This window comes from Nonomuraea sp. NPDC048901 (assembly GCF_040649695.1).
GTDB lineage: Bacteria > Actinomycetota > Actinomycetes > Streptosporangiales > Streptosporangiaceae > Nonomuraea.
Genome location: NZ_JBEZFW010000012.1, coordinates 269262 through 286192 on the forward strand (window position 1 = coordinate 269262; position 16931 = coordinate 286192).

The 16931-nt window shown below is 70.5% G+C and carries 10 protein-coding genes; 5 read left to right on the forward strand and 5 right to left on the reverse strand.

Going from position 1 to position 16931, the window contains the following annotated elements; all coding sequences use genetic code 11:
• Window positions 1-2934, forward strand: coding sequence for a glycoside hydrolase family 3 C-terminal domain-containing protein (locus tag AB0C30_RS36740; protein ID WP_357952767.1), 2934 nt, complete (start codon window positions 1-3; stop codon window positions 2932-2934).
• A gap of 177 nt (window positions 2935-3111) precedes the next feature.
• On the forward strand, window positions 3112-5817 hold the full coding sequence (locus AB0C30_RS36745; protein ID WP_357952768.1) for a cellulose binding domain-containing protein: 2706 nt from the start codon (window positions 3112-3114) through the stop codon (window positions 5815-5817).
• Window positions 5818-5857: 40 nt separating this feature from the next.
• On the opposite strand, the gene AB0C30_RS36750 is transcribed toward AB0C30_RS36745, so the two are convergent.
• From AB0C30_RS36750 to AB0C30_RS36760, 3 genes are read right to left on the reverse strand one after another with little or no spacing between them, the layout of a single operon-like run.
• Complete coding sequence (locus AB0C30_RS36750) at window positions 5858-6754, reverse strand: carbohydrate ABC transporter permease (RefSeq protein ID WP_357952769.1); 897 nt, start codon at window positions 6752-6754, stop codon at window positions 5858-5860.
• A complete protein-coding gene (locus AB0C30_RS36755) occupies window positions 6751-7773 on the reverse strand; it encodes an ABC transporter permease subunit (protein ID WP_357952770.1) in 1023 nt (340 codons plus the stop codon). The genes AB0C30_RS36750 and AB0C30_RS36755 overlap by 4 nt, the downstream gene beginning before the upstream one ends.
• Window positions 7760-9415, reverse strand: coding sequence for an extracellular solute-binding protein (locus AB0C30_RS36760; protein WP_357952771.1), 1656 nt, complete (start codon window positions 9413-9415; stop codon window positions 7760-7762). The genes AB0C30_RS36755 and AB0C30_RS36760 overlap by 14 nt, the downstream gene beginning before the upstream one ends.
• Window positions 9416-9710: 295 nt before the next feature.
• Between AB0C30_RS36760 and AB0C30_RS36765 the strand changes: the two genes are divergently transcribed.
• The 3 genes from AB0C30_RS36765 (at window position 9711) to AB0C30_RS36775 (ending at window position 14994) form a co-directional block, all read left to right on the forward strand.
• A complete protein-coding gene (locus AB0C30_RS36765; RefSeq protein ID WP_357952772.1) occupies window positions 9711-10895 on the forward strand; it encodes an ROK family transcriptional regulator in 1185 nt (394 codons plus the stop codon).
• A 161-nt stretch (window positions 10896-11056) separates the two neighbouring features.
• Window positions 11057-13924, forward strand: coding sequence for a glycoside hydrolase family 3 C-terminal domain-containing protein (locus tag AB0C30_RS36770; protein ID WP_357952773.1), 2868 nt, complete (start codon window positions 11057-11059; stop codon window positions 13922-13924).
• Window positions 13921-14994, forward strand: coding sequence for a LacI family DNA-binding transcriptional regulator (locus AB0C30_RS36775; RefSeq protein WP_357952774.1), 1074 nt, complete (start codon window positions 13921-13923; stop codon window positions 14992-14994). Before AB0C30_RS36770 ends, AB0C30_RS36775 begins: the two co-directional genes overlap by 4 nt.
• Window positions 14995-15015: 21 nt before the next feature.
• On the opposite strand, the gene AB0C30_RS36780 is transcribed toward AB0C30_RS36775, so the two are convergent.
• Both AB0C30_RS36780 and AB0C30_RS36785 read right to left on the reverse strand, forming a co-directional pair.
• Window positions 15016-15660 (reverse strand): helix-turn-helix domain-containing protein, encoded by a 645-nt coding sequence (locus tag AB0C30_RS36780; protein WP_357952775.1) that lies wholly within the window; start codon window positions 15658-15660, stop codon window positions 15016-15018.
• A 44-nt stretch (window positions 15661-15704) separates the two neighbouring features.
• A complete protein-coding gene (locus AB0C30_RS36785) occupies window positions 15705-16892 on the reverse strand; it encodes a cytochrome P450 (RefSeq protein WP_357952776.1) in 1188 nt (395 codons plus the stop codon).
• Window positions 16893-16931 lie beyond the last annotated feature (39 nt).

Sequence of the window (16931 nt, forward strand, 5' to 3'; positions counted from 1 at the left end):
ATGAAGCGATTCCTAGCGGCCGCCTTATTGGCGGTCACCATGGGCGTGGCGCCCGTCAACGCCGTGCCCGTCCATGCCGCGGCGACCCTGCCGTACCAGGACCCGGCCGTGCCGCTCGACCAGCGCGTCGGCGACCTCCTGGGCCGGCTCACCCTCGACGAGAAGATCTCGCTGCTGCACCAGTCGCAGCCGGCGATCCCCAGGCTCGGCCTGCCGTACTTCAAGGCCGGGACCGAGGCGCTGCACGGCGTCGCCTGGTCCAACGACCACAACGACGCCTGGACCCAGAAGCTGGCCAGCGGCACCGTCTTCCCGCAGGCCGTCGGCCTGGCCAGCACCTGGGACCCGGAGCTGATCAAGCGGGTCGGCTCGGCCGTGGGCGACGAAGTGCGCGGCTACAACGCCATCGACCCGGTCCTGTGGGGCACCCAGGTGTGGGCGCCGGTGGTCAACCTGCTGCGCGACCCGCGCTGGGGCCGCAACGAGGAGGGCTACTCGGAGGACCCGCTGCTGACCGGCGCCATCTCCACCGCCTACGGCAAGGGCCTGTCCGGCAACGATCCCGTCTACCTCAAGACCGCGCCGGTGCTCAAGCACTACCTGGCCAACAACAACGAGTACCTGCGCGGCCTGACCTCCTCCAACCTGCGGCCGAGGATCAAGCACGAGTACGACGAGGCCGCGTTCAAGCCGGCCATCTCCAACGACGCCGCCACCGGCGTGATGGCCTCCTACAACCTGGTGAACGGACGGCCGAACACCGTCAACCCCGACCTCGACACGGTCGTCCGCTCGTGGACGACCAAGGACCTCTACAACGTGAGCGACGCCTGGGCGCCGGACGCGCTGCAGGAGTACGAGCACTACTACGACACCAAGCCCGAGGCCGTCGCCGCGACGCTCAAGGCGGGCCTGGACAGCTTCACGGTCAACAACGACGATCCCTCCCTCATGACCGCGAACATCAAGTCCGCCCTCTCCCAAGGGCTGATCACCGAGGCCGACATCGACCGGGCCGTGCGGCACGTGCTGTCGATCAGGATCCGGCTCGGCCAGCTCGACCCCGACGGCGGACCGTACGCGAAGATCACCAAGGACGTGATCAACTCGGCGGCGAACCAGCGGCTCAACCGGCAGACCGCGGGCGAGGCCATGGTCCTGCTGGAGAACTCCGGCAAGACGCTGCCGCTCTCGCCAGGGCTGAAGAAGGTCGCGGTGCTCGGGCCGCTGCAGGACACCCTCTTCAGCGACTGGTACGGCGGCACGATGCCGTACAAGGTGACCCCGCTGGCCGGCATCAAGGAGCGGCTCGGCGCGCGGGCGGCCGTGACCGGCGCCGACGCGCTGGACCGGATCGCGCTCAAGGACCTGGCCAGCGGCAAGTACGTCACCGCGACCGGCACCACGGGCCAGAGCGTCGTCGTCTCCGACACCGCGCCCGGCGGCGCCTCGACCTGGGACCAGACCGACTGGACCGGCGACGTCTCGACCCTGCGCAACGTGGGCAACGGCAAGCTGCTCACCGGCAACTTCGGGCCGTACGTCACCAACTCCGACGTCCCGGGCGGCTGGTTCGTCCAGCAGCAGTTCCGGCTGGAGGCTCAGGCGGACGGCACGTACCTGATCCAGTACGTCGGCTACGAGGTCAACGAGGGCTGGTGGCCCTTCCCCGAGCACTACGTGACCGTCGGCGCGGACGGCACACTCGGCACCGGGACGAAGGCCGCTGCGGCGCACTTCGCCAGGGAGGTCGTCCAGAGCGGCGCCAAGACCGCGGCGGCGGCGGCCAAGGGCGCCGACGCGGCGGTGGTCGTGGTCGGCAGCAACCCGTTCGTCTACGGCCGCGAGAACCACGACCGCTCCAGTCTCGCGCTCGGCCAGGGCCAGCAGGAGCTGATCAAGGCCGTGCGGGCGGCCAACCCCAACACCGTGGTCGTCCTGGAGGACAGCTACCCGACCACCATGAACGTGGACACCCCGGCCCTGCTCTGGACCACCCACGCGGGCGCCGAGACCGGGCACGCCGTGGCCGACGTGCTCTTCGGCGACCGCAACCCGGCGGGCCGGCTGACCCAGACCTGGTACCGCTCCGACGACCTGCCGGACATCCTGGACTACGACCTCACCAAGACCGGGATGACCTACCTCTATCACCGGGGCGACCCGCGCTACGCCTTCGGCCACGGCCTCAGCTACACCGCCTTCGGCTACCAGGGCCTGAAGGTGACCCCGCGCGGCGACTCCTACGACGTCACCGTCAAGGTCACCAACACCGGGTCGCGGGCCGGTGACGAGGTCGTCCAGCTCTACACCCACCAGCGGAGCTCGCGCGTCACCCAGCCGGTCAAGCAGCTGCGCGGCTTCACCCGCCTCACGCTGCGCCCCGGCGAGAGCCGTACGGTGAAGCTGACCGTCAAGAAGGCCGACCTGGCCCTGTGGGACGTCACCCGCGGCAAGTGGACCGTGGAGACGGCCACCCACGACGTCCTGGTCGGCGGCTCCTCCTCGGCCATCAGGCAGCGCGCGACCCTCCAGGTGAGCGGCGAGCGGATCCCGCCCCGCGACCTGACCAGGAGCACCCGGGCGATCGACTTCGACGACTACTCCGGCGTGGACCTGGTCGACACCTCGAAGGCGAGCGGTGAGGCGGTCGGGGCGGCCACGGGCGACTGGCTGAAGTTCGCCGACGCGGATCTGCGCGGCGGGCTCACCGGCATCACCGCGGGCGTGTCCTCGGTGGCGGGCGGCTCCTTCGAGGTCCGCACGGGCTCCCCGTCGGGCGCGCTGCTGGCCACCGTCGCGGTCCCGACCACCGGCGGGATCTACCAGTACGCCCCCGCGTCGGCGACGCTGTCCGCCGCCGGCGGGGTCCGGGACCTCTACCTGGTCTTCAAGGGCGACCTGCGGATCAAGGACCTGACCCTCACCAAGTAAGTTTGGTTAATAACCAAACTATTGACCTCACTCGGAGGCTGTGTGAGCCTCTGAGTGAGGGTTCGGGGACCTCGCGACCATGTGCGCTGGAGCGGCGACGGCAGGGTCCTGTACCCGGTCGTGCATGGCGGTCATCTGCTGCTGTGGGGCGCTTGGCCCCGGAGAGGGAAACCGCTCATGCGAAGAAGGTTGTTCAGCCTGCTCGCGGTGGCCGTCGTCGTCGTGGCGATGGTGGTGGTGCGGATGGCGCCGGTCGGCGCCGTCGCCGCGGATCCGTACGCCTTCAAGGGAGTGAAGATCGGCGGCGGCGGCTTCGTCCCCGGCATCGTCTTCAACCAGAAGGAGAAGGACCTCATCTACGCCCGGACCGACATCGGCGGCGTCTACCGCTGGGACAAGACCAAGTGGACGCCGCTGCTCGACGGCATCGGCTGGGACAAGTGGAGCTGGGTCGGCGGCGTCAGCGTCGCCACCGACCCCGTCGACCCGAACCGGGTCTACGTCGCCACCGGCATGTACACCAACGACTGGGACGCCAACAACGGCGCCATCCTGCGCTCCACCGACCGGGGCAACACCTGGGCCGCCACCGAGCTGCCGTTCAAGGGCTTCGGCAACATGCCGGGCCGCGGCATGGGCGAGCGCCTGGTCATCGACCCGAACAAGAACAACATCCTCTTCTACGGCACCGCCAACAAGAACGGCCTGTGGAAGAGCACCGACTACGGCGTCACCTGGGCCAAGGTCACGAGCTTCCCGAACGTCGGCAACTTCGCCCAGGACCCCAACGACACCCAGAACAACTACAACACGATGACCCAGGGCATCCCCTGGATCACCTTCGACCCGCGCACCGGCTCGGCCGGCACCGCCACCAAGACGATCTACGCCGGGGTGGCGGACAAGGACAACAACGTCTACCGCTCCACCGACGGCGGCGCCACCTGGAGCCGGGTGGCCGGCCAGCCGACCGGCTACATCCCGCACAAGGGCGTGCTCGACCCCGTCAACGGCTACCTCTACCTGGCCACCGGCAACACCGGCGGGCCGTACGTGGGCGAGGACGGCGAGGTGTGGCGCTACGCCACCGCCACCGGCACCTGGACCGAGATCACCCCGACGCCCGACGCCGACCGCTACTACGGCTTCAGCGGCATGACCATCGACCGCCAGAACCCGAGCACGATCATGGTCGCCAGCCAGGTGTCGTGGTGGCCGGACAACATCATGTTCCGCAGCACCGACAGCGGCGCCACCTGGACGCGGATCTGGGACTGGAACGGCTACCCCGACCGGACCTTCCGCTACACCCAGGACGTCTCCTCCCATCCGTGGCTGGCCATGGGCAACCCGCAGCCCCCTGAGATCACGCCCAAGCTCGGCTGGATGACCGAGGCGATGGAGATCGACCCGTTCGACTCCAACCGGCTGCTGTACGGCACCGGCGCCACCATCTACGGCACCTCCAACCTCAAGCAGTGGGACGCCGCCGGCGGCAAGATCACCATCAAGCCGTTCATCGAAGGGCTGGAGGAGACCGCGGTCCTCGACCTGATCAGCCCGCCGACCGGGGCGCCCCTGCTCTCGGCGGTCGGCGACATCGGCGGCTTCGTGCACAGCAACCTCGACGCCGTGCCGCCGATGATGTACACCCAGCCCAACCTCGTCACCACCAGGAGCATGGACTACGCCGAGCTCAGCCCGTCGAACATGGTCCGCGCCGGCGACAACGACACGGCCGGGGTGACCCGCATCGGGTTCTCCTCCAACGGCGGCGCCAACTGGTGGCAGGCCAGCAGCGAGCCGGGCGGGGTCACCCAGGGCGGCAGCGTCGCGATCTCGGCCAACGCCGGCACCACGGTGTGGTCGCCGACCGGCGGGGCGGTGAGCCGCTCGACCGACTCGGGCAGCTCGTGGACCGCCGCCTCGGGCATCCCGGCCCAGGCGCAGGTACGCTCCGACCGGGTCAATCCGAACAAGTTCTACGGCTACTCCGGCGGCAAGTTCTACGTCAGCACCAACGCGGGCGCCACCTTCACCCAGTCCGCCGCCACCGGGCTGCCCACCGGCACCGCCACCGTCAGGTTCAAGGTCGTACCCGGCAAGGAGGGCCACATCTGGCTCGTCGGCGGCGCCCCGTCGACCGGCAAGTACGACCCCGCTGGCACCTACGGCCTGTGGCGCTCGACCGACTCCGGCGCCACCTTCACCAAGCTCGGCAACGTCACCGCGGCCGAGAACGTCGGCTTCGGCAAGGCGGCCCCCGGCGGCTCGTACATGGCGATCTACCTGGTCGGCCAGATCGACGGCGTGCACGGGTTGTTCCGCTCCGACGACGCGGGCGCCTCGTGGGTGCGGATCAACGACGACCGGCACCAGTACGCCAACATGGGCGAGGCGCTCACCGGTGACCCCCGCGTGTACGGCCGCGTCTACCTCGGCACCAACGGCCGCGGCATCATCTACGGCGACCGTACCGGCCCCAACCCGACGCCCACGCCCACGCCGACTCCGACTCCGACTCCGACGCCCACCCCGACCCCGACCCCCACACCCACGCCCACCCCGGTGCCGGGCAAGGCGTGCGCGGCGACCTACGCGTCCACCGGCCAGTGGCAGGGCGGCTTCCAGGCCGGGGTGACGGTGAAGAACTCCGGCACCGTCGCCATCACCGGGTGGACGGTCGGCTGGACCTTCCCCAACGGCCAGACCATCACCCAGCTCTGGAACGGCGCCCACACCCAGACCGGCGCCGCCGTCAAGGTCACCAACGTCAGCTACAACGGCGCGCTGGATCCGGGCGCGAGCACCACGTTCGGCTTCACGGGCAACTGGACGAGCAGCAACGACCCGCCCGCCACGGTCACCTGCACGCCCGCCTGACAACGCGGAGAGAGAGGGCCCGCACGAGGCCCTCTCTCGGTCAGCCCTTGACGGCGCCGATGATGACGCCCTTCGTGAAGTGCTTCTGCACGAACGGGTAGATCACCAGCACCGGGATCAGCGCCAGCGTCACGATGGCCATCTGGATCGCCAGGCTCGGCGGCAGCGCGTGCCCGCCGACCGCGGTGTCGCCCGTCTGCCCGACGAACATCGACTGCCCCTGAAGCACGAACTGCCGCAGCACCACCTGCAGCGGCCACTTGGTGCTGTCGTTGAGATAGAGGGTGGCGTTGAAGAAGGCGTTCCAGTAGCCGACCGCGTAGAACAGCCCGATCACCGCCGTGACGCCCTTGGACATGGGCAGCACGATCCGCCACAGGATGCGGAACTCGCTCGCCCCGTCGATCCGCGCGCTGTCGGTGACCTCCTCCGGGATGTTCATGAAGAAGGCCCGCATGACGACCAGGTTGAAGGCGGTGACGGCGGTCGGCAGGATCAGCGCCCAGTACGAGTCGATCAGCCCCAGCGAGCTGACCAGCAGGTAGCTCGGGATCATGCCCGGCCCGAACAGGAAGGTCAGCAGCACGAGGAACAGCATCGGCCGGTGCAGCAGCGAGCCGGGCCGCGACAGCCCGTAGGCCGCCAGGACCGTGACCGTGAGGCTGAGCAGGGTCCCGACCACGGTCACCCCGAGGCTGACCCCGATCGACCGGATCACCACCCCGCCCGCGAACAGCTGCTCGTAGGCGGCGAAGGACAGCTCGCCCGGCACGGTGACCAGGCCACCCGCCTTCGACACCGCCTCCTGCGTGGACAGGCTGGTCAGCACGACCATGTAGATCGGGAACAGCACGGCCGCCACGATGAGGGCCAGCACCAGCCCCTTGACGCTCGCGCCGAACCGGGTGGGCCGCTCGGCCCAGACAGGCATAGTCATGATCGTTTGTAGATTCCCTGCTCGCCGAAACGGTGGGCGACCTTGTTGGCTATGAGGATCAGGATCAGCCCGGCCACGCCCTTGACCAGGCCCGCCGCGGCGCCGTAGCTCCACTCGCCGGTCAGCAGCGTGCGCCAGTACATGAACGTGTCGAGCACCTCGGCGGCGTCACGGCCGACGGCGTCGCGCTGCAGGAAGAACTGCTCGAAGCCGACGTTGAGCGCGTCGCCCAGCCGCAGGATCAGCAGCAGCACGAACACCGGGCGCAGGCCGGGCAGCGTGATGTGCCACAGCCGCCGCCACCGGGAGGCGCCGTCCACGGCGGCGGCCTCGTAGAGGTGCGGGTTGATGGCGGCCAGCGCCGCGAGGAAGATGATCGTCCCCCAGCCGGCGTCCTTCCAGACCGTCTCGGCGGTGACCAGCAGAATAAACGTGTCCGGATTTGTCATGATGTCCACGCCCGCGAAGCCGTGGTCGCGCAGGATCTGCGCGAGCAGTCCCGCGCCGCCGAACATCTGCTGGAACAGGGTGACGACCAGGACCCAGGAGAAGAAGTGCGGCATGTACACGATGCCCTGGATGAACAGCCGCAGGCGGGGCCGTACGACGCTGTCGAGCAGGATGGCCAGCAGGATCGGCAGCGGGAAGTAGAAGATCAGCTGGAACGTGGTGATCGACAGCGTGTTGAGCGTCGCGTCCCAGAAGCTCTGGTCGAACATCAGCCACTGGAAGTTCGACATCCCCACCCACGGGCTGTCCTTGACGCCGACGTAGGGGGAGTAGTCCTGGAAGGCGATCACGTTGCCGAGCAGCGGTACGTAGTGGAACAGGAGCAGCAGCCCGATCGCCGGCACGGTCATGAGCAGCAGCTGCCAGTCGCGCCGGAACCGGGCCCGCAGCGAGCCCTGCTTGATCCGGACCCGGGTCTGGGTGATGCCCGAGCCGGCGGGAGAGGGCAGGTCTCCCGCCGGCCCGGCGTCCGTGGCCCGCTCGCCCGCGATGTGGTCAGGCGCGGCCATTGTCCCGAAGGACCTTCATGTAGAACTCGCGTGCCTCGTCGCCGCCGTCGCGCCGCCACTCCGCCGCGATCTGCTTGGCGTCGCTGACCGGGCGGCGGCCGCGCATGATGTCGGTGAACTTGTCCTCGGTGGGCACCTGCAGGCCCGAGTACTTCGACGGCCGCTGGATCCTGATCCCGTCGAACGGCGTCTTCTCGATGTACTTGAAGGAGGCGTTCTGCCAGTCGATGTTGGCCTTGGCCGCCTCGGGGAAGGGCCAGTCCACGTAGAGGGGCCGGCCGCCCAGGAAGCCGTAGGTGTAGGCGACCTCCTTGCGGCCCAGGTCGGTGCTCTGCGGGATGCCCTTGGCGTCTAGGGTGAAGTGCTTGCCCTTGACCCCGAAGTTGGAGAGCTCGTACTCCTTGGTCCCGTACGGGGCGGCGCACCAGTTGAGGATGGACAGGATCTCCTCCATCTTCTCCTTCGGCAGCCCCTTCTTGATGAAGGTGAACATGCCCGCCGCGTTGTTGTGATACATGATCGGCGTGCCGCCGTCATGTGCGAACAGCGGGAAGACACCCAGCGCGAAGTCGGGGTTCTTGCCGGTGTGCTGCTGGAGCAGTTCCTTCCAGGCGCCGATGCCGTCCCGGTAGATGGCGATCTGGCCCGCGCCGATCAGGTCCTTCTCGTTGGCGCCCTTGCTGCCGGCGACGCTCGGATGGATGAGCCCCTCGGTGAAGAGCCTGCGCATCCACGCCAGCATCTCCTCGAACTCCGGCGTCTCGTACTTGTGCGTCAGCTTGCCGCCGGCGTAGCGCCATTCCTGCGGGACGCCGAAGATGGGCCAGGCCATCTCGTGGATGTCGCCGAACGCCCAGCGCTTGGCCTTCGCGTCGGTGATCGTCTTGCCGAGCTGGTAGAGCTCGTCGGCGGTCTTGGGCTTCTGGTTCCAGCCGTTCTTGTCGAACAGGTCCTTGCGGTAGAGCAGGCAGAACGGGAAGGGCTCGGTGGGGTAGGGGATCGCCATCAGCTTGCCGTTCCACACCGACCACTCCCACGCGGCGGTCGGCAGGTTGGCCAGCAGCGGGTACGGCTTCACCTTGTCGCCCTGCAGGTACGGCGTGAGGTCCTCGAACGCCTTGTCCACGGCGGTGTTGAAGTCCGCCATCTTGTCGATCTCCCAGCTCGGGAGGGCGAAGATGTCGGGCAGGTCGCCGGAGGCCAGCCGGGCGATCGCCTTGTCGGCGTAGGTGTTGCCGTCGGCGATCTGGAACTCGACCGTCGCGCCAATGTCGGCGTTGACCGCCTGGAAGTAGGTGTTGCCCGGCAGTCCGGGCGGCGGCGGGCCCCACAGCGGGGTCATCGCCTTGTAGGTGCCGCCCTTGCCGGCCTTCTGGGTGAGGGCCGCGGTGGGGGTGGCCGGGTAGGTGGTGAAGCCGCCGGCGATGCCCGGCACGCCCGGCAGGTTGGAGACCGTGCCGGCCAGGTCGGGCTTGACGCCGGCGAACTCGACGTACGCCGGCGTGAGCTGGGTCAGCTTGTCCGCGGCGGCCGCGGTCGCGCCGCTCGAGCCGGGCCGGGTCCCGGTCGGGGCGGAGCAGGCGGCGAGGGTGGTCAGACCGGCCAGGCCGAGAAATCCACGGCGAGTCATCGACGGTGTCACGACGGCTCCCTTCGTTGGTCGGAGCAGGGTGAGGGGGTGTCGGAAGGGGAGGTCTACGGGCTAGAATTAGTTCGTCTAATGACCAAACAAACTAAACCCGAGGCGATGCTGACCACAAGGTGTGGCACCGGTCACAGATTGATGTCGGGAGTGAGATGAGATTCGCTGACGGCTCCCTGCCCGCCGTTCCCGGGGGCCCGCACGGCTCTCGGCGACGGCACGGGGACACCGGGGGACGGCGCACACTGGTACGGCGGCATGACCACCCGCGACGGCCTGACGGACGGGACAGACTTTGATCACCTCATCGACCGACCCGCAGCCGGCCGACTTCGCCGACGTGCGGGCCACCAACCTCGCCGTCGTGCTGCGTTTCGTCCGCGAGCACGCGCCGTGCTCGCGGGCCGACATCGCGGCCTCCACGGGCCTGAACAAGGCGACCGTGTCGAGCCTGGTCGCCGACCTGATCGACAGGCGGCTCGTCCGGGAGACCGGCCTGACCGAGAACCGCGTGGGGAGGCCGGCCACGATGCTGGTGCTGGACGGCTCGCCGTACGCGGCGATCGGGCTGGAGATCAACGTCGACTACGTGACGGCCGTCGCTGTCGACCTGGCGGGGGAGCGGCTGCTGTCCTGGCGGCGCGCCTTCCCCGGCTCGGTGGCCGCCGTCGCCGCGATCGTCAGGCGGGTGGTCAACCGCATGGCCAAGGAGGACAAGCAGATCCTCGGCCTGACCGTGGCCGTGCCGGGCCTGGTCGACGGGCAGGGCGTCGTACGGGTCGCGCCCAACCTGGGCTGGCTCGACACCGACGTCAGCGGCGACCTCGCCAAGGCGCTGCGCGACCCCGGCTTCCCCATCCAGGCCGACAACGACGCCAACCTCGGCGCCCTGGCCGAGCACCGGTTCGGCCCTCACGGGGCGGTCACCGACCTGGTCTACCTCACCGGTGAGATGGGCGTGGGCGCCGGCGTGATCCTTGACGGGCGGCTGCGCCGGGGCGGGCGCGGCTACAGCGGCGAGATCGGCCACATCCAGATCGACCCGCTGGGGCCGGAGTGCCGGTGCGGCCGGACCGGCTGCCTGGAAGCGGTGGCCGGCATCGGCGCGGTCCTGGAGCACGTCTCGCCCTCGCCGGTCGAGGTGGAGCTGGAGATCGAGGAGGTCGTCCGGCGGGCCCGCGCGGGCGACGCGCATACTCTGGGCCTGCTCCGCGGCGTGGGCCGCGACCTCGGCCGCGGGGTGGCCATCCTGGCCAACCTGCTCAACCCCCAGGTGGTGATCCTCGGGGGCTACTACGTGCCGCTGGCGCCCTGGCTGCTGCCCGCCGTGGAGGCCGAGGTGCGCGAGCGCACCATCGCGCCGGAGGCCGGCGGCTGCCAGGTGGTGATCTCGTCCCTCGGCTACGACGCGGCCGCGCTCGGCGGAGCCGCCCGGGTGCTCGACTCCATCGATTCAGGAAGATTGCCGCGAATCTCTTGACCCCGCTCGCACACGCGTGCACCCTTCAGAAGAACTCCGTTCGAAACACTCGTGTAACGGGCGGGGTTTTTCTGGACCGGCTATCGAAGCGCTTCGACAGAGACCCGAAGTGCGCTCCCCCCGCTAGTCGAAGCGTTTCGACGCTTTCAGAAGGTGGCCCCATGAACGAACCGTTCCGCGACCCGGACCTTCCCCTCGCCGAGCGGATCGCCGATCTGCAGGCCCGGCTGACCGTGACCGAGAAGCTCGCGCTGCTGCACCAGTATCAGGCGCCGGTTGAGCGGCTCGGCGTGGGCGCCTTCCGTACCGGCACCGAGGCCCTGCACGGCCTGGCCTGGCTGGGTCCGGCGACGGTGTTCCCGCAGGCCGTGGGGCTGGCCTCGACCTGGGACCCGGAGCTGGTCCGCAGAGTGGGGGAGGCGGCGGGCGAGGAGGTCCTGGCCTTCCACCACAAGGACCCCTCGGGCGCCGGGCGCAACGTGTGGGCCCCCGTGGTCAACCTGCTGCGCGATCCGCGCTGGGGCCGCAACGAGGAGGGCTACTCCGAAGATCCGTTGCTGACCGGCGTCATGGCCACGGCCTACGCGCGCGGGCTTCGTGGGAGCGCTCCCGTGATGCGGACCGCGCCCACCCTCAAGCACTTCCTCGGCTACAACAACGAGACCTACCGCTGCGTCACCTCCAGCAACCTGCCGCCTCGGGTCCTGCACGAGTACGAGCTGCCCGCCTACCGGCCCGCCCTGGAGAGCGGCGCCGCCGTCGCGGTCATGCCCTCCTACAACCTGGTCAACGGCCGCCCCGCGCACCTCAGCCCGCTGATCGGGGAGGTGCTGCGGGCCTGGGCGCCGGACGACCTGCTCGTGGTCAGCGACGCCTACGCCCCCGGCAACCTCACCGGGCTGCAGGGCTACTACGACGACCCCGCCGAGGCGTACGCGCACGCCGTACGGGCCGGGCTCGACAGCTTCACCCAGGACGACGACCGGGCCGAAGCGACCCTCGGCCACCTGCGCGAGGCGCTGGAGCGCGGCCTGCTGACCGAGGCCGACCTCGACACCGCCGTACGCCACACGCTGTCGATCCGCTTCCGGCTCGGCGAGTTCGACCCCGCCACGCCGTACGACGACATCACCGAGGCGGTCGTCAACTGCCCCGAGCACCAGGCGCTGGCCCGCGAGGCGGCCGCCCGCTCGATCGTGCTGCTGAAGAACGACGGCCTGCTGCCCCTGGCGCCGGCCGCCTGCCGCCGGATCGCGGTGCTCGGCCAGCTCGGCGACACCCTGCTGGAGGACTGGTACAGCGGCACGCTGCCGTACGAGGTGACCGCCCGCGCCGGTCTGGCCGAGCGCTGCGAGACGGTCTTCTGCGAGGCCGTCGACCGCGTCACGCTGACCGCCGACGCGGGCCCGGTGGTGGCCGGGCTCGACGGCGGGGCCCTGGGCATCGGGACGCCGGGGGGCCGGTTCGACCTGTTCGACTGGGGTGGCGGGGCCTTCGCCTTCCGCGCGGTCGCGACCGGCCGCTTCCTGTCCGTGGACGACGACGGCGTCCTGGTCAACGACCAGCCCGGCCCGAACGGCTGGGAGGTACGCCAGACCTTCCGGCTGGAACAGCGCACTCGCGGCGCCGTCGTCCTGCGCCACATCTCCACGGGCCGCTACATCGGCCTGTCCCCCGACGGGGTCTTCCGGCTGGTGGACGACGCCGACGCCGCCACGTGGCTGACGGTGGAGGTCGTCGAGAGCGGCGCCGCGGCGGCGGCCGCGCTGGCGGCCACCGCGGACGTGGCGGTCGTGGTGGTGGGCGACCATCCGCTGGTCAACGGCCGCGAGACCGAGGACCGCACGGACCTGGCCCTGGCCCCCGCCCAGGACGCCGTCGTCCGGGCGGTGCGGGCGGCCAACCCGCGCACGGTCATGGTGATCACCAGCGGCTACCCCGTCACCTGGTCGGACCCGGACGTGCCCGCGGTGCTGTGGTCCTCGCACGGCGGCCAGGAGTACGGCCACGCGCTGGCCGACGTGCTGTTCGGCGACGCCGACCCGCAAGGGCGGCTCACCCAGACCTGGTACCGCTCGGCCAGCGAGCTGCCCGACCTGCTCGACTACGACATCATCGCCACGGATGCCACCTATCTCTATTACCGGAGCACTCCGCTGTACCCCTTCGGCCACGGCCTCAGCTACACCGTGTTCGACTACTCCGGCCTCACCGTCGCGGTCGACGGGGAGACCATCGCCGCCACGGTCACGGTCACCAACACCGGCTCGCGGGCCGGCACCGAGGTCGTGCAGTTCTACACCCACCAGCGGCGTTCCCGGGTCAAGCAGCCGCTGCGCCGGTTGCGGGGCTTCGAGCGGGTACGGCTGGCGCCCGGTGAGAGCCGGGCCGTCACGCTCACCTTCCCCGTACGGGATCTGGCCTTCTGGGACGTGACGCGCGGCGCCTTCGCCGTCGAGGACGCGCCGCACCAGCTCATGGTCGGCCGCAGCGCGACCGACCTGCGGCTGAGCGCGGCCTTCCACGTCGAGGGCGAGACCATCCCGCCCCGGCGCGGCGCCCTGGCCGCGGCGGACCACGACGCCTACGACGCGGTCGCCTTCGTCGACGCGGCCAAGGTCTCGGGCGACGCGGTGCGCTCCGAGGCCGAGGGGGCGTGGATCCTGTTCCGCGACGTCGAGCTCACCGGGGCCGCGTCGTGCCTGATCGAGGCGGCGAGCACCGAAGGCGGGGTCGTCACGCTCCGGCTGGACGACCTCCTCCACGGCCCCACACTGGGCGCGATCCCCGTGCCCCCGGCCGGGCGCTACGCTCCGGCGGCGTCCTCGGGCGAGCTTGCGGAAGCCTCGGGGGTGCACGATCTTTATGTCGTGTTCGAGAACGTGGGCATCACGCTGGGCAGGCTGGAACTGACCGGCACGGGTCGGGCCGCCCCCCGATCGCCCGGCGCCGTACACGCCGACCGAGGACGAACGGGCCGAAGCCGCCCGGACCGAGACCACGCCGGCACCGGACGGACCACCACATGACGGAACGCCACATAACGGACGGCCACCCGGTGGACGGGGGAGCGGCGGACGCGCGCGCTGAGGACGGGCACGCGACCGGCCGGGCGGTCACCATCGTCGAGGTGGCGCGGCACGCGGGTGTGGCGGTGAGCACGGTCTCCTATGTGCTCAGCGGAAAGCGGGCGATCTCGGCCGACACCCGGCGGCGGGTGCTCGACAGCGTGCGGACGCTCGGCTACCACCCCAACGCCGGCGCCAGGGCGCTGGCCAGCAAGCGGGCCAACGTGATCGCGCTGGTGCTGCCCCTGCGAGCCGGCATGCACGTGCCGGTGCTGATGCGCTTCGCCACCTCGGTGGTCACCGCCGCCCGCCACTTCGACCACGACGTGCTGCTCATGACCGCCGACGAGGGCCTCGACGGGCTGCGCCGGGCCGCGGCCAGCGCGCTGGTCGACGGCCTGGTGCTGATGGACGTCGAGCTCGACGACCCCAGAGTCCCGCTGCTGCGCCGGCTCGCCGAGCCCAGCGTGCTGATCGGCTTCCCCGCCGACGCCGCCGGGGTGACCTGCGTCGACCTCGACTTCGCCGCCGCCGGGGCGCTGTGTGTAGCGCACCTGGCCGAGCGCGGGCACCACGAGGTGGTCCTGCTCGGCGCGCCGGCGGTGGTCTACGAGCGGGGGACCGGCTTCGCCCGCCGTACGCTCGAAGGCTTCACCGCCGCCCTGGCCGAGCACGGGCTCGACGGTACGGCCCTGCCGTGCGAGGAGAGCTTCGAGGAGGTCCACGCCACCGTGAGCGGGCTGCTTGCGGCTCGGCCCGGTCTGTCGGGACTGGTCGTGCACAACGAGGCGGCCGTCAACCACGTGCTGAGCTCGCTGCGGCAGCTGGGCCGCAAGGTGCCGCAGGATCTCGCGGTGGTGGCGATCTGCCCGGACGACGTGGCCGAGCCCGCCCGGCTCACCTCGGTGCTGATCCCGGCAGAGGAGGTCGGCAGGGAGGCCGTCGGGCTGCTGATGGACAAGCTCGCGGGCCGCCCGGTGCCACCGGCGACCCTGCTGGTCCCTCGCCTGACGATCCGCGCGAGCACCTGACCGCACAGCCAGGCCCTTGCGTCAGCGGTGGTGGCGGCGCGGGCAGTGGTCCGTCGCCTCGCGGGCGAAGAGGTCGACAGCGGACGGCCGGGGGAGCGGCACGGCCGAGGGGCGGGTGCCGTCGAGGAGGAGCGCCAGGTAGCGCCGCCGGTCGGCGCGGTCGTCGGAGTCGGCCCCGTAGTGGAGGGTCGTCGCCAGCGCCATCACCACGATCGCCGCCAGGTCGCGGACCAGCAGGTCGTCACGGACCAGCCCGCGCTCCCGCGCGGCGGCCAGCACGTCGCCGAGCGGCCCCATGAACCGCTCGGCGATGCCGATCGTGAACGCCCCGGCCTCCTTCGCGGCCGACAGGAGCGCCCGGTGGCCGGACAGGGTGTCGACCACGGCCGTCAGCGCGTCGGCCAGCCCCTGCCGGGGATCGGCGGCCACGCGGGCGGCCTGGAGGACCGGCTCGATCTCCTCGGCGAAGTAGGTCTCGAAGCAGGCCAGGATCACGCCGTCGCGGTCGCCGAAGCGCCGGTAGACGGTGGCGATGCCGACTCCGGCGCGGCGGGCGATCTCCTCCAGCGGGACGGCCGTGCCCGACTCGTGCAGGGCGGTGATCGCCGCCCTGACGATCCTGTCGGAATTACGCAGTGCGTCCGCACGACGTCGCTGCTCTGGCACACGCCGAACGCTAGCAGCATCCACGCGGTCACTCCACGGCAGCGTTACCAGGCCACCTCGAGCGAGGCCAGCCCGTACACGACGTGGAAGGAGCGGAAGTCCGCGATGGGCGCGACGGTACGCAGTCCGGGGAAGCGCTGGAAGAGAGCCTGGAAGGCGATCCGCATCTCCATCCGGGCCAGCGGCGCGCCCAGGCAGTGGTGCACGCCGTGGCCGAAGGCGAGGTGGCCGGGCGCGCCGCGGGTGATGTCCAGCTCGTCGGCCTGGTCCATGAAGGCGGGGTCGCGGTTGGCGAGGGGCAGCGAGCACATCACCAGGTCGCCGGGTTGGATCGTCTGACCGGCCACCTCGGTCTCCGTGGTGCACACCCTGCCGATGCTGGCATGGAGAATGCTGAGCCAGCGCATCAGCTCCTCCACGGTGGCCTCGATCCGCTCGGGCTCCTTCTTGAGCAGGTCCAGCTGGTCCGGCTGCCGGAGCAGGGCCAGCGTGCCCAGGCCGAGCATGTTGGAGGTGGTCTCGTGCCCGGCGATCAGCAGGAGGTTGCCGATGCCGATCAGCTCGTTCGTGGTCAGGTCGTCGCCGTGCTCGCGTACGAGCATGCCCAGCAGTTCCTCGCCGGGGTCGGCCTGGATGCCCTCGACCAGCTCGGTCATGTACGCGCGCGACTCCTGCTGCAGCTTGAGGCGCTCGTCCATGGGCAGCGACACGTCGAGCAGCCGGCCGGTCCTGCGCTGGAAGTCGGCGCGGTGGGCGTACGGCACGCCGAGCAGTTCGCAGATCACCAGTGACGGGATCGGCAGGGCGAACGATGACACCAGGTCGACAGGTGAGCCGGCTTGTTCCATGGCGTCGAGGTGCTCCTCGACGATGTCCTTGATCCGCGGCTCCAGCCGCCGCATCCGGCGGATGGTGAACTCCGGCGTCAGGAACCGGCGCAGCCGGCTGTGCTCGGGCGGGTCGAAGGAGAGCAGGTTGCCGGCGCGGAGCACCTTGAGCTCCTCCTCCGTCGCGCCGGGCGGCTGGAAGACGGTCTGGCGGGCGTTGCTGAACCGCTCGGCGTCGCCCAGCACCGCACGCGTGTCGGCGTAGCGGGTCACCAGCCAGGCGTCGATGCCGAACGACGTGGTGACGCGGGTGATCCCCTCCTTCTCCCGCAGCTCCGCCAGCTCGGTGGCGGGATTGAACTCCGTCCGCCGCATGTAAAGAGGCAGTGTTGAGATGTCGCTCATACATCCCCCAGGATGACCGGTCTTCACGAAATACCCTGA

What these genes read in the sequence shown, in the direction of transcription:
- AB0C30_RS36740 (WP_357952767.1), top strand. Translation starts at nt 1, where the DNA reads ATGAAGCGATTCCTAGCGGCCGCCTTATTGGCGGTCACCATGGGCGTG.
- AB0C30_RS36745 (WP_357952768.1), top strand. Translation starts at nt 3,112, where the DNA reads ATGCGAAGAAGGTTGTTCAGCCTGCTCGCGGTGGCCGTCGTCGTCGTG.
- AB0C30_RS36750 (WP_357952769.1), bottom strand. Translation starts at nt 6,754, where the DNA reads ATGACTATGCCTGTCTGGGCCGAGCGGCCCACCCGGTTCGGCGCGAGC.
- AB0C30_RS36755 (WP_357952770.1), bottom strand. Translation starts at nt 7,773, where the DNA reads ATGGCCGCGCCTGACCACATCGCGGGCGAGCGGGCCACGGACGCCGGG.
- AB0C30_RS36770 (WP_357952773.1), top strand. Translation starts at nt 11,057, where the DNA reads ATGAACGAACCGTTCCGCGACCCGGACCTTCCCCTCGCCGAGCGGATC.
- AB0C30_RS36775 (WP_357952774.1), top strand. Translation starts at nt 13,921, where the DNA reads ATGACGGAACGCCACATAACGGACGGCCACCCGGTGGACGGGGGAGCG.
- AB0C30_RS36785 (WP_357952776.1), bottom strand. Translation starts at nt 16,892, where the DNA reads ATGAGCGACATCTCAACACTGCCTCTTTACATGCGGCGGACGGAGTTC.